General features: G+C 71.3%; 19 protein-coding genes. 1 reads left to right on the top strand and 18 read right to left on the bottom strand.

What is annotated here, in order from left to right; translation table 11 throughout:
• Nucleotides 1-53 precede the first annotated feature (53 nt).
• The 13 genes from VKA29_RS28620 to proS all read right to left on the bottom strand — a co-directional run bounded on the left by VKA29_RS28620 (nucleotide 54) and on the right by proS (nucleotide 9,841).
• A complete protein-coding gene (locus VKA29_RS28620) occupies nucleotides 54-362 on the bottom strand; it encodes a DUF2469 domain-containing protein (RefSeq protein WP_003965949.1) in 309 nt (102 codons plus the stop codon).
• Nucleotides 363-418: 56 nt separating this feature from the next.
• A complete protein-coding gene (locus VKA29_RS28615; RefSeq protein ID WP_324788882.1) occupies nucleotides 419-925 on the bottom strand; it encodes an NUDIX hydrolase in 507 nt (168 codons plus the stop codon).
• Nucleotides 915-1,694 (bottom strand): signal peptidase I, encoded by a 780-nt coding sequence (gene lepB, locus VKA29_RS28610; protein WP_324788881.1) that lies wholly within the window; start codon nucleotides 1,692-1,694, stop codon nucleotides 915-917. The genes VKA29_RS28615 and lepB (VKA29_RS28610) overlap by 11 nt, the downstream gene beginning before the upstream one ends.
• A gap of 119 nt (nucleotides 1,695-1,813) precedes the next feature.
• Nucleotides 1,814-2,809, bottom strand: a complete 996-nt coding sequence (gene lepB / locus VKA29_RS28605; RefSeq protein ID WP_324788880.1) for a signal peptidase I — start codon at nucleotides 2,807-2,809, stop codon at nucleotides 1,814-1,816.
• Nucleotides 2,697-3,803, bottom strand: a complete 1,107-nt coding sequence (gene lepB, locus VKA29_RS28600; protein ID WP_324788879.1) for a signal peptidase I — start codon at nucleotides 3,801-3,803, stop codon at nucleotides 2,697-2,699. Before lepB (VKA29_RS28600) ends, lepB (VKA29_RS28605) begins: the two co-directional genes overlap by 113 nt.
• Nucleotides 3,796-4,554 carry a signal peptidase I gene (gene lepB, locus VKA29_RS28595; RefSeq protein ID WP_324788878.1) on the bottom strand — a complete coding sequence of 253 codons (759 nt, stop codon included), beginning with the start codon at nucleotides 4,552-4,554 and terminating at the stop codon, nucleotides 3,796-3,798. Before lepB (VKA29_RS28595) ends, lepB (VKA29_RS28600) begins: the two co-directional genes overlap by 8 nt.
• Before the next feature lie 44 nt (nucleotides 4,555-4,598).
• On the bottom strand, nucleotides 4,599-4,949 hold the full coding sequence (gene rplS, locus VKA29_RS28590; protein WP_324788877.1) for a 50S ribosomal protein L19: 351 nt from the start codon (nucleotides 4,947-4,949) through the stop codon (nucleotides 4,599-4,601).
• Between the two features lie 135 nt (nucleotides 4,950-5,084).
• Nucleotides 5,085-5,918: a tRNA (guanosine(37)-N1)-methyltransferase TrmD gene (gene trmD, locus VKA29_RS28585; RefSeq protein WP_324788876.1), complete on the bottom strand. Its 834-nt coding sequence runs from the start codon at nucleotides 5,916-5,918 to the stop codon at nucleotides 5,085-5,087.
• Nucleotides 5,915-6,466 (bottom strand): ribosome maturation factor RimM, encoded by a 552-nt coding sequence (gene rimM, locus VKA29_RS28580; RefSeq protein ID WP_324788875.1) that lies wholly within the window; start codon nucleotides 6,464-6,466, stop codon nucleotides 5,915-5,917. The genes trmD and rimM overlap by 4 nt, the downstream gene beginning before the upstream one ends.
• 91 nt (nucleotides 6,467-6,557) lie before the next feature.
• Complete coding sequence (locus tag VKA29_RS28575; protein WP_003973401.1) at nucleotides 6,558-6,797, bottom strand: RNA-binding protein; 240 nt, start codon at nucleotides 6,795-6,797, stop codon at nucleotides 6,558-6,560.
• Nucleotides 6,798-6,799: 2 nt separating this feature from the next.
• Entirely contained in the window at nucleotides 6,800-7,228 is a 429-nt protein-coding gene (gene rpsP / locus VKA29_RS28570) for a 30S ribosomal protein S16 (protein WP_324788874.1), read from the bottom strand.
• A 331-nt stretch (nucleotides 7,229-7,559) separates the two neighbouring features.
• Nucleotides 7,560-8,156, bottom strand: a complete 597-nt coding sequence (locus tag VKA29_RS28565) for a hypothetical protein (protein ID WP_324788873.1) — start codon at nucleotides 8,154-8,156, stop codon at nucleotides 7,560-7,562.
• A gap of 260 nt (nucleotides 8,157-8,416) precedes the next feature.
• Nucleotides 8,417-9,841, bottom strand: a complete 1,425-nt coding sequence (gene proS, locus VKA29_RS28560; protein ID WP_324788872.1) for a proline--tRNA ligase — start codon at nucleotides 9,839-9,841, stop codon at nucleotides 8,417-8,419.
• A gap of 200 nt (nucleotides 9,842-10,041) precedes the next feature.
• Here proS and VKA29_RS28555 point away from each other — a divergent pair, with 200 nt between their 5' ends.
• On the top strand, nucleotides 10,042-10,899 hold the full coding sequence (locus VKA29_RS28555; protein ID WP_324788871.1) for an SAM-dependent methyltransferase: 858 nt from the start codon (nucleotides 10,042-10,044) through the stop codon (nucleotides 10,897-10,899).
• 152 nt (nucleotides 10,900-11,051) lie between these two features.
• Here the strand turns inward: VKA29_RS28555 and ffh are convergent, their stop codons facing one another.
• The 5 genes from ffh to VKA29_RS28530 form a co-directional block, all read right to left on the bottom strand.
• Nucleotides 11,052-12,605 carry a signal recognition particle protein gene (gene ffh, locus VKA29_RS28550; protein WP_324788870.1) on the bottom strand — a complete coding sequence of 518 codons (1,554 nt, stop codon included), beginning with the start codon at nucleotides 12,603-12,605 and terminating at the stop codon, nucleotides 11,052-11,054.
• 230 nt (nucleotides 12,606-12,835) lie between these two features.
• Entirely contained in the window at nucleotides 12,836-15,343 is a 2,508-nt protein-coding gene (locus VKA29_RS28545; RefSeq protein ID WP_324788869.1) for a [protein-PII] uridylyltransferase, read from the bottom strand.
• Between the two features lie 26 nt (nucleotides 15,344-15,369).
• The gene (locus VKA29_RS28540) at nucleotides 15,370-15,708 is read right to left on the bottom strand and encodes a P-II family nitrogen regulator (RefSeq protein ID WP_003997576.1); all 339 of its coding nucleotides are present in this window, start codon (nucleotides 15,706-15,708) and stop codon (nucleotides 15,370-15,372) included.
• Nucleotides 15,705-17,036, bottom strand: a complete 1,332-nt coding sequence (locus VKA29_RS28535) for an ammonium transporter (RefSeq protein WP_324788868.1) — start codon at nucleotides 17,034-17,036, stop codon at nucleotides 15,705-15,707. Before VKA29_RS28535 ends, VKA29_RS28540 begins: the two co-directional genes overlap by 4 nt.
• A gap of 313 nt (nucleotides 17,037-17,349) precedes the next feature.
• The gene (locus VKA29_RS28530) at nucleotides 17,350-18,852 is read right to left on the bottom strand and encodes a hypothetical protein (protein ID WP_324788867.1); all 1,503 of its coding nucleotides are present in this window, start codon (nucleotides 18,850-18,852) and stop codon (nucleotides 17,350-17,352) included.
• Between the last annotated feature and the right edge of the window lie 393 nt (nucleotides 18,853-19,245).

Here is a 19,245-nt window from a genome sequence, read left to right as displayed (position 1 = left end):
CGGCCCGACCGTGCCGGGCCCGGTGGACTACTCACCGGTTGTGGACAACTCCGTCACCCTCCGGGAAGCTCCAGGTCGCTCTTGTTCAGCTCCTCGATGTTCACGTCCTTGAATGTGAGGACGCGGACCTGCTTCACGAAACGAGCCGGCCGGTACATGTCCCAGACCCAGGCATCCGCCATCGACACCTCGAAGAACACCTCGCCCTGGACCGAGTGCACCTGCATCTCGTAGTCGTTGGTCAGGTAGAAGCGGCGCTCGGTCTCGATCACGTATTTGAACAGACCGACGACATCGCGGTACTCCCGGTAGAGCTTCAGCTCCATCTCGGTCTCGTACTTCTCGAGGTCCTCGGCGCTCATGGCATGTTCCCCTTCAGCCGTGCGATCCCACCATTGTGCGCCAGTCCCGCCAGCCCCTAGACGATTTCGGTGTCCAGGGTCACGGGCCCGGCCGGGGGACCTTCGTCGAGCAGCCTGCGCAGCAGCTCGGCGAGTCTGGTCGGATACACCGTCTCATGTGCCCGGGTCAGTTCCTGACACGTCCACCAGCGCGCTCCGGCGACGCTGCGCCGTTCCAGCTCCGTGAGCGCCGCGGCCTCGATCACGGTCTGGCTCGTACGGGCCAGGTAGTACCACTCGTCCTGGTCCCAGCGACGGCCCGCGAACGGGAACGAGCACGTCCGCCGCCACAGCACCGGACCGAGTTCCACCTCGGTGATGCCGGTCTCCTCGGCGAGTTCCCTGAGAGCGGCCTCCTCACGAGTCTCGGCGCCCTCCAGACCGCCGCCGGGCGTGAACCACCAGTCGTCGGACGGATCGTCCGGCTCGTGGCCGTGCAGGAGCAGGATGCGGTCGTGCGGGTCGAGCAGGACCACGCGGGCGACCTTGCGCAGCCCGTCCGGACCGGATTCCTCAGCGGACACCCACGGGCTCCGTCCCGGTACGCGAGCGACGGCCCCCAAGCCGCTCGGCGACGGGCCCGTACGCGCCGCCGCCGAGGACGAGCACCGCGCCGACCACGATCATGGTGACGATCGTGCGCAGCGGACCCGGCGTGGACAGCTCGCCGAGGACTTCGAACCCGGTCGGCTTCTTCAGCATGCCGTCCATCGGCCAGACCACGGCGTCGACGCGGGCCGTCACGGCACCGCGCGCGACCGTGCCGCCCGCGGCGTCCGTGAGGTGGGCGGTGGAGTCCAGGGAACCCTGCCGCTCGTCGCCGAGCAGGAACAGCCTGCCCTTGGGAACGGTGACAGTGGGGAAGTTCTTGATCTCGGCCAGGGTACCCGCGGGCAGGTACGGCTCGTCGATCTGCTTGCCGTTGACGGTCAGCTTGCCGTCCGTGCAGCAGGAGACCTTGTCGCCGCCGACCGCGACCACGCGCTTGACCACGGCGGCGTTGGTGACCCAGCTCTTGTCCTTGAAGATGACGACGTCGCCCCGGCGGACCTCACCGCCGTCGACCCGCTGCGCCAGCACCCGGTCGCCGGCGCCGATCGTCGGCGACATCGAACTGGTGGGCACCGTGTAGGGGCGGTAGACCACCGCTCCCCAGGCGAACCCTCCGAGGAACAGCACAATGCCCAGCGCGACGGCCAGCCCGGACAGTCGCTGTCCGGTCCTGCCGCCCACCGGGCCGGTGCCTGTGCCGCCGCTGCGCGGGGCCGTACGCGTTGTGCTCTCGCCACCCATGGATCCGCACCCTACCCGGCGGTACGTGACCCGGTCAGCCCTTGTGGAATGACCACGGTCACAAGCCCCGCCGGTGTTTCACCCGCGGCCGGGCGCACGTCGGGCGGGCCTCAGCGGCCTCAGCCGTTCTCCGCCGCCGCGCCGCGCCGGCGCCGCCACAGCACCACCGGCACCGCACCGGCCAGCGCCAGCGCGGCCGGGGCGGCCGTCAGGGCGGCGGACGCCGACGACCGGTCGTTCAGGCCCGGCTGGTCGAAGGTGTCCGGGACCGGGAGGGTGTCCCAGCGGTTGACCGGCCAGGCGATGACGACGGCGCGGCCGACGACCTTGCTCACCGGGACCATGCCGTTGTGCTTGTCGTCCCGGTTGTAGCGGGAGTCGCGCGAGTTCTGGCGGTGGTCGCCCATGACCCAGATGTAGCCCTTGGGGACCTTCACCGTGAACTGGCCGCCCTGGTCGTCGACGCTGCAGGGCGTGTTGCCCGCGTAGACGTACGAGGTCTCGTTCAGCGCCTTGCCGTTGACCTTCACCGGGCCGCTGCCCTTGCAGGAGATCGTGTCGCCGCCGACGCCGATGACGCGCTTGATGAGGTCCTTCTCCTCGGCGGACGGCATCAGGCCGATCCAGCTGAGCACCTTCTGCAGCGCGTTCGGGTTGGGTGTGGGCTCGCCCGCCAGCCAGTTGTCGGGGTCGTGGAAGACGACGACCTCGCCGCGCTCGGGCTCGGAGCCGAACCAGGGCGTCAGCTTGTCGACGAGGACGCGGTCACCCTGCTGGAGGGTGTTCTGCATCGAGTCGGACGGGATCGAGAACGCCTGCACCAGGAACGTCTTGATCAGCAGCGCGAGCACCAGCGCGATGCCGATCAGGATGGGCAGTTCCTTCCAGAAGGAACGCTGCTTGCGCTGCCTGGGGGGCGAGTCGCCGGGCCAGTCGTCCCGCGGTCCGGAGCCCTGCTCGCCGGTGGGCTCGTCCGCGGGGCCGTCCTGGGCCGCCCCGGCGTCACTGCCGGGGGTCACGGCGCCGTCCGCGGCCGGGACGGCCGACTCCGCGGGGCGTCCGCGGTGCTCCTCGCCGTCGTGTCCGGACCGTGCGCCAACCGCCACATCCCCCACGCCAACTCCTTACTCTCTGCCGCCGCCTGCCCCATGCGCGGCGCAGGCCCACTACTCCCATAACGAGCGGGAGTTCCGCAGGGCTCGGGAGTCGGATCGTTCCGTTCGGTTCGTCGGATGCAACCCTATGCGACAGCCGGGAGGACGCGGTCGTCCCCGACACGGAGTCGGACACCGAGGCGAAAGTTTTAGGTTCCTGCAAGGTGGTCCAGTGGCCGATCGGCCAGGCGATGACCATGGCCCGGCCCACCACCGAGTCCTCGGAGACCGTGCCGCCGTAGTCGGTGTTCCGGTGCGCCCGGGAGTCCGCGGAGTTGGCCCGGTGGTCGCCCATCACCCACAGCCGCCCCTGCGGGACGGTGATGTCGAACCGCTGGTCGGACGGGGTGTTCCCGGGGTACAGGTAGTCGCCCTCGTTCAACGGCGCGCCGTTGACGGTGACGCGCCCCTGGCTGTCGCAGCACTTGACGTGATCGCCGCCCACGCCGACGACCCGTTTGATGAGGTCCTTGTCGTCGGCGGACGGCAGCAGGCCGATGAAGGTCAGCCCCTCCTTCACCTGCTTGACGACGACGGGGTCGTTCTTCGTCGTCGTGGTCTGCTCGTCCTGGAGCCAGCCGCCGGGGTCCTTGAAGACGACGACGTCCCCGCGCTGGGGCTTGGAGCCGAACCATGGCGTGAACTTGTCCACCAGGACCCGGTCGCCGATGCGGATCGTCTGCTCCATGGAGCCGGACGGGATCACGAACGCCTGGACCAGGAAGGTCTTCAGGACCAGTGCGATGAGGACGGCGACGCCGACGAGGAGCGGTATCTCCTTGACCGCGCCGCGCCTGCGCTTCCGCTTCACCTTGCGCTGGAGCTTGCGCCGCTCGGCGCGGCTGCGGCCGCCCGCGGACGGGGCGGAGGTGCGGCGGGTGCCGGTGGGCAGCAGGTCCTCGGTGCCGAAGGGGCCGTTCGGCCCCGTGCGGCGCGGTTTGCCGCGGTTACCCATGGTCACCGTCCGTCGCCGCCGTCACCGGGCCGGGCGCGGGTGACGGTCCGCCGCCCGCGGGCACGCGCGCGTAGGCGCCGGGGCGGTGCAGACGGGCCCAGCGGGCGGACGGCCACACGATCCAGTCCGCGCGGCCGACGACCCGCCCGACGGGGATCATGCCGCCGCCGGGCGAACCCAGGTGGTCGCGGGAGTCGGCGGAGTCGCCGCGGTGGTCGCCGAGGACGAAGAGAGTGCCGTCGGGCACGACGACGTCGAAGGGCACCGTGGACGGACTGTCACCGGGGTACAGGAAACCCGACTCGTCGACCGGCCGGCCGTTCACCTCGATCCTGCCCTCTTCGTCGCAGCAGACCACATGGTCTCCCCCCACACCCACAACGCGCTTGATGTAGTCGGCGTCCCCGAAGTACCCGGTTCCGTCGAACACGACCACATCGCCCCGCCGCGGCTCGGCACCGAAACGGTACGCCAACTTGTTTACGAGAACGCGGTCCCCGATCCTCAATCCCTGTTCCATGGACAGGCTCGGAATCTGGAAAGGTTGCGCCACGAACGTGCTGAGGAGCAGCAGGAACGCCAGGCAGGCCAGCAGGGTCAGGGTGATCCGCCCGCCGGGCAGCCAGTCGGTGATCCGCGCCGCCCACGACGAACGCGACCGCCCCTCGCGCCCTTGGCTGTCCGGGGTGTCCCCGGGGCCGGAAGGGCGTGAGGAGCGGTCGCGCTCCGTCGGCTGTGCTTCGGTGTCCATCGGGGTCAGATGCTATCCGCCCCGCTGAGACCACCCGGAAGCGCTCAGTTGTCGCGCTTCTCCTTGATCTTCGCCGCCTTGCCGCGCAGCTCGCGCAGGTAGTACAGCTTGGCGCGACGCACGTCACCGCGGGTGACGAGCTCGATCTTCTCCACGATCGGGGTGTGCACCGGGAAGGTGCGCTCGACGCCGACGGAGAAGGAGACCTTGCGGACGGTGAAGGTCTCGCGCACGCCGGAACCCTGGCGGCGGATCACCACGCCCTTGAACTGCTGCACACGGGAGCGGTTGCCCTCGATGACGCGGACGTGGACGTTGACGGTGTCACCCGGGCGGAAGGCCGGGATGTCGCTGCGCAGCGACGCGGCGTCGACGGTGTCGAGCAGGTGAGACATTTCGTCTGCTTTCTTCGCTGATGCCACAGGTCATCAACGGGAACGTGGATTTCGGAACGGAGCCGTGCGCGGTCGGGGCGGGCGTCGTGTCCCCCTGTGGCAGGGGCGCCACACCGGACGGCGCACAGCAGCGGCTTATTCTTCCACGCCCTGCGGCCTGCGCCAAAATCGGCCGTACGGCTCCCCCGCCGGGTCGGGGGACCAGCCCAGGATCGAGAGCATCTCGCGGTCCTTCTTGTCGAAGGCCTTCGGCTCGCACCGTTCGATGAGGTCGGGCCGGTTGGCCGTGGTGCGCCGCAGGGCCTCGTCGCGGCGCCAGCGCGCGATCTTCCCGTGGTGGCCGCTGAGCAGCACGTCGGGTATGGGGCGGCCGCGCCACTCGGGCGGCTTGGTGTAGACGGGGCCTTCGAGGAGGTTGGCCATGGCGCCGGGGGCGAAGGAGTCGTCGCGGTGGGACTCGGCGTTGCCGAGGACGCCGGGCAGCAGCCGGGCCACCGCCTCGGTGACGACGAGGACGGCCGCCTCGCCGCCGGCGAGGACGTAGTCGCCGATGGACACCTCGTAGACGGGCACGCGGGTCGCGTACTCGTCGACGACGCGGCGGTCGATGCCCTCGTAGCGAGCCGGGGTGAAGATCAGCCAGGGGCGCTCGGAGAGTTCGACGGCGAGTTCCTGGGTGAAGGGCCGGCCGCTGGGGGTGGGGACGATCAGGGCGGGCGCGCGGGAGCCCGTCTCGTAGCCGTCGGCGAGGATCTCGTCGAGGGCGTCCCCCCAGGGCTCGGTCTTCATGACCATGCCGGGGCCGCCGCCGTACGGGGTGTCGTCCACGGTGTTGTGGCGGTCGTAGGTCCAGGAGCGCAGGTCGTGGACGTGCACGTCCAGCTGTCCCCGCGCGCGTGCCTTGCCGACCAGGGAGACGTTCAGCGGCTCGAGGTACTCGGGGAAGATCGTGACGACGTCGAGTCTCATGCGCCCTCGTCCTCGTCCCTGCTGGAGGCGGTCTCCGCCCGGTCGTCGATCAGGCCGGGGGGCGGGTCGATGACGGCCTTCTGCTCCTCGAGGTCGATCTCGGTGACGATCTCCTGGACGAACGGGATCATCACCTCGCTGCCGTCGGGCCGCTCCACGATGAACAGGTCCTGCGAGGGCAGGTGCGAGATCTCGGTGATCCGGCCCACCTCCACGCCGTCCTTCGTCACCACGTCGAGGTCGATGAGCTGGTGGTCGTAGTACTCGTCCTCCTCCTCGGGCAGCTCCTCCGGGTCGATCTCGGCGATCAGGAGGGTGTTGCGCAGGGCCTCGGCGGCGTTGCGGTCGGCGACGCCCTCGAAGCGCAGGAGCAGGCGGCCGCTGTGCACGCGGCCGGTCTCGATGGTGAGCGGTCCCACCGGGGCGGGATCCGTGGACAGGACGGCGCCGGGCGCGAGCCGCAGCTCCGGCTCGTCGGTACGGACCTCGACGGTGACCTCGCCCTTGATGCCGTGGGCGCGGCCGATCCGCGCGACTACCAGCTGCACTTGTTTGGGTCTCCTGTCATACGACTACGGGCCGGGGACGGCTCACTGGCCTTCCCCGGCCCGAGCCGGTGCTGCGTGCTGCGTTTCGGCGTCAGCGGACGTGGTCGACGTCGACGAGGTCGACGCGGACACCGCGGCCGCCGATGGCGCCCACGACGGTGCGCAGAGCGCGCGCGGTGCGACCGTTGCGGCCGATCACCTTGCCGAGGTCGTCCGGGTGGACCCGGACCTCGAGCACGCGCCCGCGGCGCAGGTTGCGCGAGGCGACCTGCACATCGTCAGGGTTGTCGACGATGCCCTTCACGAGGTGCTCGAGAGCCTCCTCGAGCATGCTCAGGCCTCGGTCGACTCAGACGAAGAGGACGCAGCGGCTGCGTCGTCCTTCTTCTCAGCCTTCTTCTTCTGGGTGATGGCCTCACCCTTGCCCTCGTCTTCGCCACCGAGGGCCTCGAACGACGGACGCGTGGCCTTCTCGGCCGGCTGCAGCAGCGGAGCCGGGGCGGGCTCGCCCTTGAACTTCTGCCAGTCGCCGGTCTTCTTCAGGATGGCGAGAACGGGCTCGGTCGGCTGGGCGCCGACGGAGAGCCAGTACGCCACGCGCTCGGCGTCGACCTCGATGCGCGAGGGGTTCTGCACCGGGTGGTACAGGCCGATCTCCTCGATCGCACGACCGTCACGACGGGTGCGGGAGTCGGCGACGACGATGCGGTAGTGAGGCGAACGGATCTTGCCCAGACGCTTCAGCTTGATCTTGACTGCCACGGGAGTGGGTTCTCCTGGATTTGACGTGGTTGGGCACGGCGAGACGGCCGCGTGGGGTTGCGGTACCCGAGTGCCCGAGTGGACGCGTCAGCCGGAGGAGAGAGGGGTCCTGTGCGGCTGTCGAGTACAGCTGACCATTCTGCCATACCCGGCGGGTCCCTTCCTCCGGGGGGCGGCCGGGCCGTCCCCGGGCACGCCTGATCGGCACCCGGCGCGGTGGTGGGGTCACCGGATGCGCGGCCGGCGTGGCGAGGGGGGCGCCGAGGAGGGCGGCGCCCCTCGTGCCGCACGCGGCACCGGCAGCCACGAGATGCCGGTACGACCCGAGCGGTTACGCCGCTCCCGCGACCTCGGGGATCCGGAACGGCTTCCCGCAGCCGCCGCACACGATCGGCGCCTGGGCCAGCACGGACGGGACGACCCGTACGTTGCGGCCGCAGTCGCAGACGGCCTTGACCCGCACACCACCCCCGGAGGAGCCGTGGCGGGCGGCCGGGCCGCGGAAGGTGCGGGAGGTGTCGGCGGAGGTGGCGGCCGTGTGGGCCTTCAGGGCGCGCTGCAGCCGCTCGATCGTCGGGCGGTAGCGGCCCTTGGCCTCGGGGCTGAGCGTGACCAGCGAGAAACCGCTGCTGGGGTGCGGTTCCTCGGGGTGGTCCAGGCCCAGCTCCTCGGCGATGGCGAGGAATCTGCGGTTGTGGTAGCGGCCGGCGCGGGACGTGTCGCGCACACCGCGCGCGGCGGCGATGCCATGGACTGCCTCATGCAGCAGTCGCTCGAAGGAGAGCTCGTGACCGCACGCGGACGACGACTCTCCGATCAGGGACTCGGGCGCGGCCAGATCGGGCAGCTCGGGGTGGTACCGCTGAATGTCGGCCCACGCCTCTGCCAGCTCTGCGGCGAGAACAGGTGGTGTCTGTGTCGTGCTCACGTAATGACAACGAGCGGGAGTGCCACTGTGTTCCGATTCCGGGGCATCCCAAATAATTTGCACTTACCCGTCAGTTGCCGCTGATGCGTCCTGACGAGGGCGGGTGCGCTGATCTGCGGAGAAGCGGCACAGCTCCTACCAAGCTGGTGCGTAGTTCCCGGTACGCACCGGTGAGCGGACGATGTCCACGCGCCGGTGCGGCCGCGATGCGTGGATGCGCAAGAGGCGTTTCGGCCGCACGGGTGACGGAGGGCGCCGTATCAGTAAGCGCGTGCGACGACCGCGACGTTACCGGGTGCGTCGTCGGCCGCCGGAACCGACCCGTCCTCGGCGACCAGACACCGTACGGTCATCCCGTGCTCGGCCAGCGCGGCCTCGCCCTCCTCGCCGAGGGCCGCCCACGGGACGCGCGCCCAGCCGCCGGCGCCTGCGGACCCGACAGCCTCGACGGCCTGCGCGAGGGTCGACACCTCCGCCGTGCGGGACTCGCGGCGCTCGCGGGACTGCGCCAGCAGCAGCGCCTGGTCCTCTTCGAGGATCGCCGGGAGCAGGGCGGCGAGCGCGTCCAGCGCGACGGGCTCCTTGCCGCCCGGGATCCGGCGGACCAGCATCGCGGTGCCTGCCGCCAGGTCGCGCGGGCCGACCTCGACGCGCACCGGCACGCCCTTGAGCTCCCAGTCGACGGCACGACGTCCGAACGGCGTGTCCGTGCGGTCGTCCACCGTCACGCGCAGACCGGCCGCGCGCAGCCGGTCGCCGATCCCGCGGACCGCGGTCACCACCGCGTCGTCGTCCTTGACCGCCACCACGACGACCTGGGTCGGGGCGAGGCGCGGCGGGACCCGGAGGCCGTTGTCGTCGCCGTGCATCATCACCAGGGCGCCGATCATGCGGGTGGTGGAGCCCCAGGAGGTCTGCCAGACCAGTTCCTGCCGGCCGTCCTTCGACAGGTACCGGGTGTCGAAGGCCTTGGCGAAGTTCTGGCCCAGCTCGTGGCTGGTGGCCATCTGCAGCGCCTTGCCGTCGCCCATCATGCCTTCGAGGGTCAGGGTGTTGACGGCGCCGGCGAAGCGCTCCCGGGCCGTCTTGCGGCCCGGGACGACGTCCATCGCCAGGACGTTCACCATGAAGTCCTCGTAGACCCGGCGGTGGATGTGCGCGGCGAAGTCGCGGGCCTCCTCGAAGGTGGCGTGCGCGGTGTGGCCCTCCTGCCACAGGAACTCCGTCGTGCGCAGGAACAGCCGCGGCCGCAGTTCCCAACGCACCACGTTCGCCCACTGGTTGATCAGCAGCGGCAGGTCGCGGTAGCTCTGCACCCACTTGGCGAAGTACTCGTTGACGATCATCTCGGAGGTGGGCCGGACGACGGCGGGCTCCTCCAGCTCCTTGCCGCCGCCGTGCGTGACCACGGCGAGCTCGGGCGCGAACCCCTCGACGTGATCGGCCTCCCTGGTGAGGTACGACTGCGGGATCAGCAGCGGGAAGTACGCGTTCTGGGTGCCGGTGGCCTTGATGCGGGCGTCCATCTCGGCCTGCATCCGCTCCCACAGCCCGTAGCCGTACGGTCGGATGACCATGGTGCCGCGCACCGGTCCGTTGTCGGCCAGCTCCGCCTTGCTGATCAGATCCTGGTACCAGCGCGGGAAGTCGTCCGTCTGCGGGGTGAGAACGGGTGCCTTTGCCATGGCGCGATCGTACGGGCCCGGATTGCCGGGAGGTGAAATCTCGCCACCGGCACGCACAGGGCGCAAGCCGGGCCCCGCGACCCCTGGACGCGGCCGCGGGTGCGGAGTTACCTGGCATACGGGGGAACGCGAGCGCATGTCACGGGGGGGGCCACGGAAACGGGATCGGCTGCAGGACTCGGCGGATTGGGGCACTTTTGATGACACCTACGCTCGTGCGGCAGCACCTACCCCACGCGGGCGCGGCGCCCCGCGTGGACCCGTGTGCACGCGCGCGTGACTGGTCCGAGATCCAGGAGCGGATGCTGGTACCGCTCTACGAGGCCGTCTACGAGCGACTCGGAGTGGGCACCGGCACGCGGCTGCTGGGGCTTCGCTGCGGCTCCGGGCTGGCCCTGCTGCTGGCCGTGTCGAGAGGCGCCACGGCCGTCACCGGTGTCGACTCCACTCCCGGGCTGCTGGCCCTCGCACGCCGGCGGCTGCTGCCGGAGGGCCGGGAAACCCGCACGCCGGCGGGTACCCGCATCGTCGAAGGCTCACCCGAGGACGCGGCCGACGCGGAGACGCCCGCGTACAACCTGGTGACCGCCTTCGCGCCGATCGGGTGCCGCGCGGGCGACTCCGAGGAGCTGGGCGAGACGCTGCGGGCGGCGGCCCCGCTCGCCGAGCGCGGGGCCGCGGTGGTGCTGGCCGGCTGGGGTCCGCCGGAGCGGTGCGCCACGTCGTCCGTGCTGCGGGTGGCCGCCGAGCTGACGGAACCGCTGCGCGGCGCGGGCGGCCGGCGCGCCGGCCGCCGGGACGACCTGGAGGAGGTCGCCGAGCGGGCCGGGCTGCGGCCGGACGGCTCCGGACGGGTGCCCTGCCCGTTCGGGTACGCCGACGTGGGCAGCGCCCTGAGGGGCCTGTTGTCCACCGGCCTGTTCGACGCGGCGATCAGCGCCACCGACCAGGCGCGGGTGGACAAGGAGCTGACCGAGGCGCTGCACCCGCATCTGCGCGGCGACGGCACGGTGTGGATGCCGAACGTGTTCCGGTATCTGATCGCCCGCGTCCCGTGACCACCCGGTCCGGCAGATCGGCCGAAAAGGCGCGGTGAAAGAGGCCCGGGGAAGCCCGGGAGGACGAGAAGCGCGCAAGAGGCCACGGATACGCATGACCGGGGGCGCCTCCCAGTACGGGAGGCGCCCCCGGTCATGCGTGCGGCGGGCGGTCAGCCCATGAACTTCTTGAACTCGTCCGGCAGCTCGAACTCCTGGCCGGCCTGCTGGCCCGGCAGGCCGAAGGCGCCGCCGCCCTGCGCGGCGGCGGCACGGCGAGCGGCCTCCTCCTGCTCCTGCTGCTTGCGCTTCATCGGGTTGCCGGAGCGCTGCTTGCCCTTGGTCTTCTTCGGCTGCTTCCTGCCGCGGCCCGGGCCACCGCCCATCCCCGGCATCCCCGGCATGCCCGGCATGCCGCCGCCCTGGGCCATGCGGGACATCATCTTGCGGGCCTCGAAGAACCGCTCGACGAGGTTCTTGACCGCGCTCACCTCGACGCCGGAGCCCTTGGCGATGCGGGCGCGGCGCGAGCCGTTGATGATCGTGGGGTCCTGGCGCTCGGCCGGGGTCATCGACTTGATGATCGCTGCCGTGCGGTCGACGTCCCGCTCGTCGAGGTTGTTGATCTGGTCCTTGATCTGGCCCATGCCCGGCAGCATGCCGAGCAGCTTGGAGATCGAGCCCATCTTCCTGACCTGCTCCATCTGGGCCAGGAAGTCGTCGAGGGTGAAGTCCTGGCCCTTCTTGGACGCCAGCTTGGAGGCCATCTTGGCGGCCTCTTCCTGGCTGAAGGTCTTCTCCGCCTGCTCGATCAGGGTGAGCAGGTCACCCATGTCGAGGATGCGGGAGGCCATCCGGTCCGGGTGGAAGGCGTCGAAGTCGTCGAGCTTCTCGCCGTTCGACGCGAACATGATGGGCTTGCCGGTGATCTCGCGGATCGACAGGGCGGCACCGCCACGGGCGTCGCCGTCGAGCTTGGAGAGCACCACGCCGTCGAAGCCGACGCCGTCGCGGAAGGCCTCGGCGGTGTTGACCGCGTCCTGACCGATCATCGCGTCGACGACGAACAGGATCTCGTCGGGGCGGACGGCGTCGCGGATGTCCGCGGCCTGCTGCATCATCTCCTGGTCGATGCCCAGGCGGCCGGCGGTGTCCACGATCACGATGTCGTGGACCTTGGACTTGGCGTAGTCGATGGAGTCGGCGGCGACCTTGACCGGGTCGCCCACGCCGTTGCCCGGCTCCGGCGCGTAGACGGCGACGCCGGCGCGCTCGGCGACCACGCTGAGCTGGTTGACGGCGTTGGGGCGCTGGAGGTCGCAGGCGACCAGCAGCGGCGAGTGGCCCTGCTCCTTCAGCCACCGGCCGAGCTTGCCCGCGAGGGTGGTCTTACCGGCACCCTGCAGACCGGCCAGCATGATCACCGTCGGCGGCTGCTTGGCGAAGCGCAGGCGCCGGGTCTCGCCGCCGAGCACGCGGACCAGCTCGTCATTGACGATCTTGAGGACCTGCTGCGCGGGGTTGAGCGCCTTGGAGACCTCGGCGCCGAGCGCCCGTTCCTTGACGTTCTTGATGAACGTGCGGACGACCGGCAGCGCCACGTCGGCTTCGAGGAGTGCGATGCGGATCTCGCGTGCCGTGGCGTCGATGTCCGCCTCGGAGAGCCGTCCTTTGCCGCGCAGGCCCTTGAAAGTCGCTGACAGGCGGTCGGAGAGAGTGTCGAACACGGCGGCGTCGGTCCTCGGGGGTCGGGGGCGGAGCTGGGCTGCCCTCCAGGGTATCCGGCCCGGCAGGCAAATCGCCCCCGCCCGCTCTACCACAGTGGACGGGGGCGCGTCCCCGCGGCGGCGGGGAGCGGTCGGAGACGGTCTCCGAACGGCTCTCCGCCCCCGGATCGTCTCGGCCACGGCGGGGGGCCGCACCGCCGCCGGCCGTCAACGAGCGCATGGGCGGGAAGTCACCCCCGCAGCATCTCCTCCAGTTTCCGCGCCACCGCCTCCGCCTCCTGCCTCGGCAGCGGCGAGCCAGTGGGCGTCGTCACGTAGAAGGCGTCGACGGCGTTGGCGCCGAGCGTGCTCGCGTGCGCGCTGCGCACGCGTACGGCCGCGTCCTCCAGTGCCCGCCCGATCCGGAACAGCAGCCCCGGGGCGTCCTGGGCCCGGACCTCGATCACCGTGGCGAGCCGGGACGCGGCCGGCGCCACGGTCACCCGGGGCGGCGGTGCCAGGACGCCCCGGCGGCGCGGGTAGGCGGCGTCCCGCTCGGCGAGGCGGCCCGCGGTGTCCAGGGAGCCGTCGAGCGCGCGGACCAGGTCGGCGCGCAGCCGGGCGGCCTGGGGCAGCGAGCCGTACTCGGCGGCGACCCGCCAGTCCAGCAGCAGCACGGAGCCCTCGACACCCTCCGGCAGCTCCAGCGCCCGCAGCTCGGCGGTGCGGACGGTGAGCCGGTGCAGCGCCAGCACGCCGGCCACGGCGGGCAGCACGCCCGGCTGGTCGGGGACGGCGATGAGCAGTTCGACGCCGAGCGGCTCCGGCTCGCCCGGCACGGCCGGCTCGTCATCCTGCGCCGGCGGCTCGGTCTGGGCGCGCAGCGACAGCACCGGGCCGCCGGTCGCGATCGCCTCGATGGCGAGACGTTCCTGCTCGGCGGTGGGCGCGGCGGCCGCGGGCTCGTCGAGGAGGTCCCCGGCGAGGACGGCGGAGACCCGCCGGACAAGGTCGGCGACGAGGGAGCCGCGCCAGGACGACCAGGCTGCCGGGCCGGTGGCCAGCGCGTCCGCCTCGGTCAGGGCGTGCAGCAGCTCCAGCGTGCTCTGGGTGCCGACCGCCTCGGCGACCGAGCGGACGGTGGCCGGGTCGTCCAGGTCGCGCCGGGTGGCGGTCTCGACCAGCAGCAGGTGGTGGCGTACGAGGGTGGAGAGGACGGTGACGTCGGCGTGGTCGAAGCCGATGCGGGCGGCGACGTCCTTGGCGATGATCTCGCCGGCCACCGAGTGGTCGCCGGGCCAGCCCTTGCCGATGTCGTGCAGCAGCGCGGCGACCAGGAGGAGGTCGGGGCGGCCGACGCGGCGGGTGAACTCGGAGGCGCGCACCGCGGTCTCGATCAGGTGCCGGTCGACGGTCCAGACGTGCACGGCGTTGCGCTGGGGGCGGCAGCGCACCCGCTCCCAGTCGGGCAGCAGGCGGGTGATCAGGCCCTCGGCCTCCAGCGCCTCCCAGACCGGGACGGTGGGCTGTCCGGAGCCCAGCAGGGTGACCAGTTGCTCGCGTGCCTCGGCGGGCCAGGGCGTGGGCAGGGGGCGCGCGGTGGCGGCGAGGCGCCGTACGGCGTGCAGGGAGAGCGGGAGTCCGGCCTGCGCGGCGGCGGCCGCGGCGCGCAGCGGCAGCACCGGGTCGCGTTCGGGGCGGGCGGCGCGGGCGAGCACCACCTCGCCGTCCTGCTCCACCACGCCCTCCGCCAGCGGGGAGCGCTCGGCGGCCGGTTTACCGCCGAGGGCCCTCCCGTCGCCCACCACCGCTCTTCTGAGGAAGTCGCTTCGCTCCCTCGCCAGTTTGCGCAGGCGCGGTCGCACGGCGCGCGACCTGAGCACGCGCCCCACCTCGCGCCAGGTGACGTCGCTGGCGTACGAGATGACGCGCGCCGCCTCGTAGACCTGCCGCAGCAGCGTGTCGGCGTCCAGCAGGCCGAGCTCGGCGGCGACCTGGTCCTGCTCCTGCAGCGCGAGCCGGTCGGTGGCGCGGCCGGTGGCCAGGTGGAGGGCGTCGCGGACGTCGAGGAGGCGGCGCCGGGCGTCGTCGAGGCCCTCGCGCGGGGCGTCGGCCAGCCACGAGGCGGCGACGGCGCGCAGCGCGGTGGCGTCGCGGAGGCCGCCGCGGGCCTCCTTGAGGTCGGGTTCGAGCAGGTACTGCAGCTCGCCCTGGCGCTCGGCCCGTTCGGCGCACAGTTCCCGCAGTTCCGGCAGGCGCCCCGGCGCCTGGTTGCGCCAGTCGGCGAGGACGGCCGTGCGCAGACCGGTGGTCAGGCCGAGGTCGCCGGCGATGTGGCGGGCGTCCAGGAGGCCGAGCTGGACCTTGAGGTCCTCGCCGGCCGTCCTGCGGGCCTCCGCGGGGGTCCGTACGGAGTGGTCGAGGGCGAGGCCCAGGTCCCAGACCGGGTACCAGATGCGGTCGGCGAGGGCGGCGACGGCCTTGGTGTCGCCGCCGTCGTGCAGCAGGAGCAGGTCGAGGTCGCTGCGCGGCGAGAGCTCACCGCGCCCGTAACCGCCGACGGCCACCAGGGAGACCCCGCGCAGCCGGTCGGCAGCCGCGCCGAACAGGCCCGACAGCCAGTCGTCCGTCAGCTCGGAGAGGGCCGTACGGCGCGGCGGCCCGGACCGCGCCCCCTCGGTGAGGAGGCGCAGCCGGGCCGCCGCGTAGCCGCTGGGTCCCGAGTCATCCGCCTGCTTGTCCACGTCCGTACTCGTCACCCAGCGACTCCCGTCTTTCTTTCCGTTCAGAGCGCGTCCGGGCCGCGCTCGCCGGTGCGGACCCGGACGGCCGTCTCGACCGGCAGGGACCAGACCTTGCCGTCACCGATCTTGCCGGTCCGCGCCGCCTTCACGATGACGTCGATCAGCTGTTCGGCGTCGTCGTCCTCGGCCAGGACCTCGATGCGGATCTTGGGCACCAGGTCGACCGTGTACTCCGCACCGCGGTAGACCTCGGTGTGCCCCCTCTGACGACCGTAACCGCTCGCCTCGGTGACCGTGAGTCCGTGCACCCCGAAGGCCTGCAGGGCTTCCTTGATCTCGTCGAGCCGGTGGGGCTTCACGACGGCGGTGATGAGCTTCATGCGTCCACCTTCTTGCTCGCAGTGTCGGCGACCGGGGCCGGGACGGTGCGGGCGGCACCGCCGCCGGCGCCGCTGAAGTCGTATGCGGTCTCGGCGTGCTCGGCCTGGTCGATGCCGGAGATCTCCTCGTCCTCGCCGACCCGCATGCCGATCGTCCTGTCGAGCAGGAAGGCGAGGATCGCGGAGGCGACCAGGGAGTAGGCGAGGACGGCGAAGACACCGGCGCACTGCTTCCAGAACTGGTCCAGGCCGCCGCCGTAGAAGAGGCCCTTGACGTCGGACTGGCCCTTGCCGCTGGCGAAGAAGCCGATCAGCAGGGAGCCGGCGATACCGCCGACCATGTGGACGCCGACGACGTCCAGCGAGTCGTCGTAGCCGAACTTGTACTTCAGGCCGACGGCCATGGCGCACAGCACACCGGCGATGGCGCCGACCGCGATCGCGCCGACCGGGGTGACCGCGCCGCCGGAGGGGGTGATGGCGACCAGACCGGCGACCGCGCCGGAGGCGGCGCCCAGGGTGGTGAACGCGCCGTGGCGGATCTTCTCGTACAGCAGCCAGCCCAGCATGGCGGCGGCGGTGGCGATCTGCGTGTTGACGAACATCAGCGGGCCGACGCCGTCGTCGTTGCCGAGCCACGAGCCGGCGTTGAAGCCGAACCAGCCGAACCACAGCAGGCCGGCGCCGAGCATGACCAGCGGGAGGCTGTGCGGGCGCATCGGGTCCTTCTTGAATCCGACGCGCTTGCCGATGACGAGGATCACGCCGAGCGCCGCGGCACCGGCGTTGATGTGGACCGCCGTACCGCCGGCGAAGTCGATCACGCCGAGTTCGAAGGCCCAGCCGCCGGTGCCCCATACCCAGTGGGCGACCGGGAAGTACACGATCGTCGCCCACAGCACGAGGAAGATCGACCAGGCGGTGAACTTGACGCGGTCCGCGATGGCGCCGCTTATCAGCGCGGGGGTGATGATCGCGAACATCATCTGGAAGACGGCGAAGACGAAGACCGGAATGGTGTAGCCGGACCAGATGTCGGCCTTGTCGATGCCCGTCCATCCGACGAAGTCGGACTCCCAGCCGATGAGCGAGCCGTGGTCCGTGCCGAACGCCATGGAGAAGCCGTAGAGCACCCACAGGATGGTGACGATGCCCATGCTGATGAAGCTCATCATCAGCATGTTGAGGGTGCTCTTGACGCGGACCATGCCTCCGTAGAAGAAGGCGAGGCCCGGGGTCATGATCAGCACCAGGGCGGAACAGATGAGCATGAAGCCCGTGTTGGCGGCAGACAGCTTGTCTGCGGCAAGCGTGATGGCTGGTGCCATCGGCGTCTCCTCGTCGTTGGTACGGCCGCGTGCGGGCGAAGCCTGAGCGGATGTGAGGGGTGGGCCGGTTATGAGCCATGAGATTGGCGCAGCACCGTTTCCGTGGACGCCCCTCGTTGTTTCGCCGCAGTGACGAAGGCGCCTTGCGTGTTACGCGTCGATGAACCCCCGGATGTCCCGCCGCGCGATCGTTATCGTGGCGCAACCTTCCGCGCAGGCAAGGATCCGGCCGCGGCCGGCCTTCCGATGACCTGGCATGGGGGGAGCCGAGTCGGGCGGTTCGGGAGGGCCGGCCGCGGCCGGAGTCGGGGGGTCAGACCGCCTCGGCGGTCTCCGGCAGCGCGATCGCGAGCTTCTCGGTGAGGTCGACGACCTCGGCGACGTGACCGTAATCGCGTACGGCCGCGTCGACGGTCTTGCGGATGCGGGTGTTGACGCGTTCGGAGCGGACGTTCCTGGCGGTCCGCAGGGCCCGCTCGACCAGGAGCGTGCTCTGCTCGGGCTCGCGCCGCAGCAGGTGCACCGTGGCCAGGCCGACCAGGTTCAGCGCGTACGACCTCTGGTGCTCGGGGTCGTCGGCGAACAGTTCGACGGCCCGCCGCATCAGGGGTTCGGCCAGGGAGGCGTACGCGGGGCTGCGGCCGGCGACGTAGGCGAGGTCGCGGAAGGAGTGGCTGTTCTCGGCGTACAGCTCCGCCTCGGAGAAGAAGCGGATCCAGTCCGGGTCGGGCTCGTCCCACTCGCCGGCCTCGGTGAAGGTCTCCTCGGCCATCCGGACCGCCCGCTTGCACTTGCCCGGCTGGCCCATGTTGGCGTACGCGCGGGCCTCCATCGCATACAGCATCGACTGGGTGCGCGGGCTCGCGCAGTCCCGGCTGCCGTACTGTGCGAGGTGGATCAGTTCCAGGGCGTCGTCGGGCCGCCCGACGTGGATCATCTGGCGGCTCATGCTGGAGAGGATGTACGAGCCGAGCGGCTTGTCGCCCGCCTCCTTGGCCGCGTGCAGGGCGAGCACGAAGTACTTCTGCGCGGTGGGCTGGAGCCCGACGTCGTAGGACATCCATCCGGCCAGCTCGGCCAGCTCGGCGGCGACCCTGAACAACCGGCGGGTGGTGGCCTCGGGATGAGCCTCCTGCAACAGGTCGGTCACCTCGTGCAGCTGGCCGACGACCGCCTTGCGGCGCAGGCCGCCGCCGCACTGGGCGTCCCACCGCCGGAACATCACCGTGGTGGACTCCAGCAGGTCCAGCTCCGGTTCGGACAGCCGGCCCGGGCGGCGGCTCGCGGGCGTGGGCTCGGGTTCGGGCTGCGGGATCCGGGAGGCCTGGGCGGCCTGGAGGGTGGGTACGAGCCAGCGCTGCATGGGCTCGATGAGCGCGGGGCCCGCGGACAGGGCCAGCGAGCTCCCGAGGAAGCCGCGCCGCGCCAGCATCAGGTCGCTGCGCGAGAACTCGCTGATCAGGGCCACTGTCTGCGGTCCCGTCCAGGGCAGGTCGACGCCGGTCACGGACGCCGACTGGCGGGTGGCGCGCAGACCGAGGTCCTCGACGGAGACCACGAGGCCGAAGCGTTCGGAGAACAGCTCGGACAGGATCCTGGGGATGGGCTCGCGGGGGTTCTCACCGTCCAGCCAGCGACGCACCCGCGAGGTGTCCGTGGAGATGTGGTTGGCCCCCAGCTGCCGAGCCCTGCGGTTGACCTGACGGGCGAGCTCGCCCTTCGACCAGCCGCTGCGGACGAACCACGACACGAGCAGCTCGTTGGGGCGCTTCTCCGCGCCGGCCGCGGCCGTCCCGCTTCCTCCGTTGCCGCTCACTGGAACGCCCCCATTCCTGAGACCACTTGCCGCCGAGTGCGCCAAGCCCTACCAGAATGCCGGTGGATACGGTCGCCCGTCCGGCCGTCCTCACCCGTCGAACGGGGAGCCGCCTTGCCTCCGGCATACCCATGAGCGCATGTGCCCCAGGGACTCGCGCACTCACCGTAATCCTACGATCACCCGTCCAGCCATGGCGAACACGGAAACGCCACCATTCGCCACCCCTTCGAATGAATCCACAGCAGCCTCCGCACGATTCACTTGACACAGGACAACCGAACGCGGGCGGAGCGTTGCACTCGGGGGCGCGCACCGCCGGGATCACCACCGACGGCGCGTCAACGCGCCGCATGGATCGCGCGAAGCCGGGGAGTCCGAAACAGAGAGTCA

The organism is Streptomyces sp. H51 (assembly GCF_035656535.1).
In the GTDB taxonomy this organism is placed as follows: Bacteria; Actinomycetota; Actinomycetes; order Streptomycetales; family Streptomycetaceae; genus Streptomyces.
The sequence above is the reverse complement of the archived record's forward strand: the minus strand, read 5'-3'. Positions and strand labels throughout refer to the sequence as shown.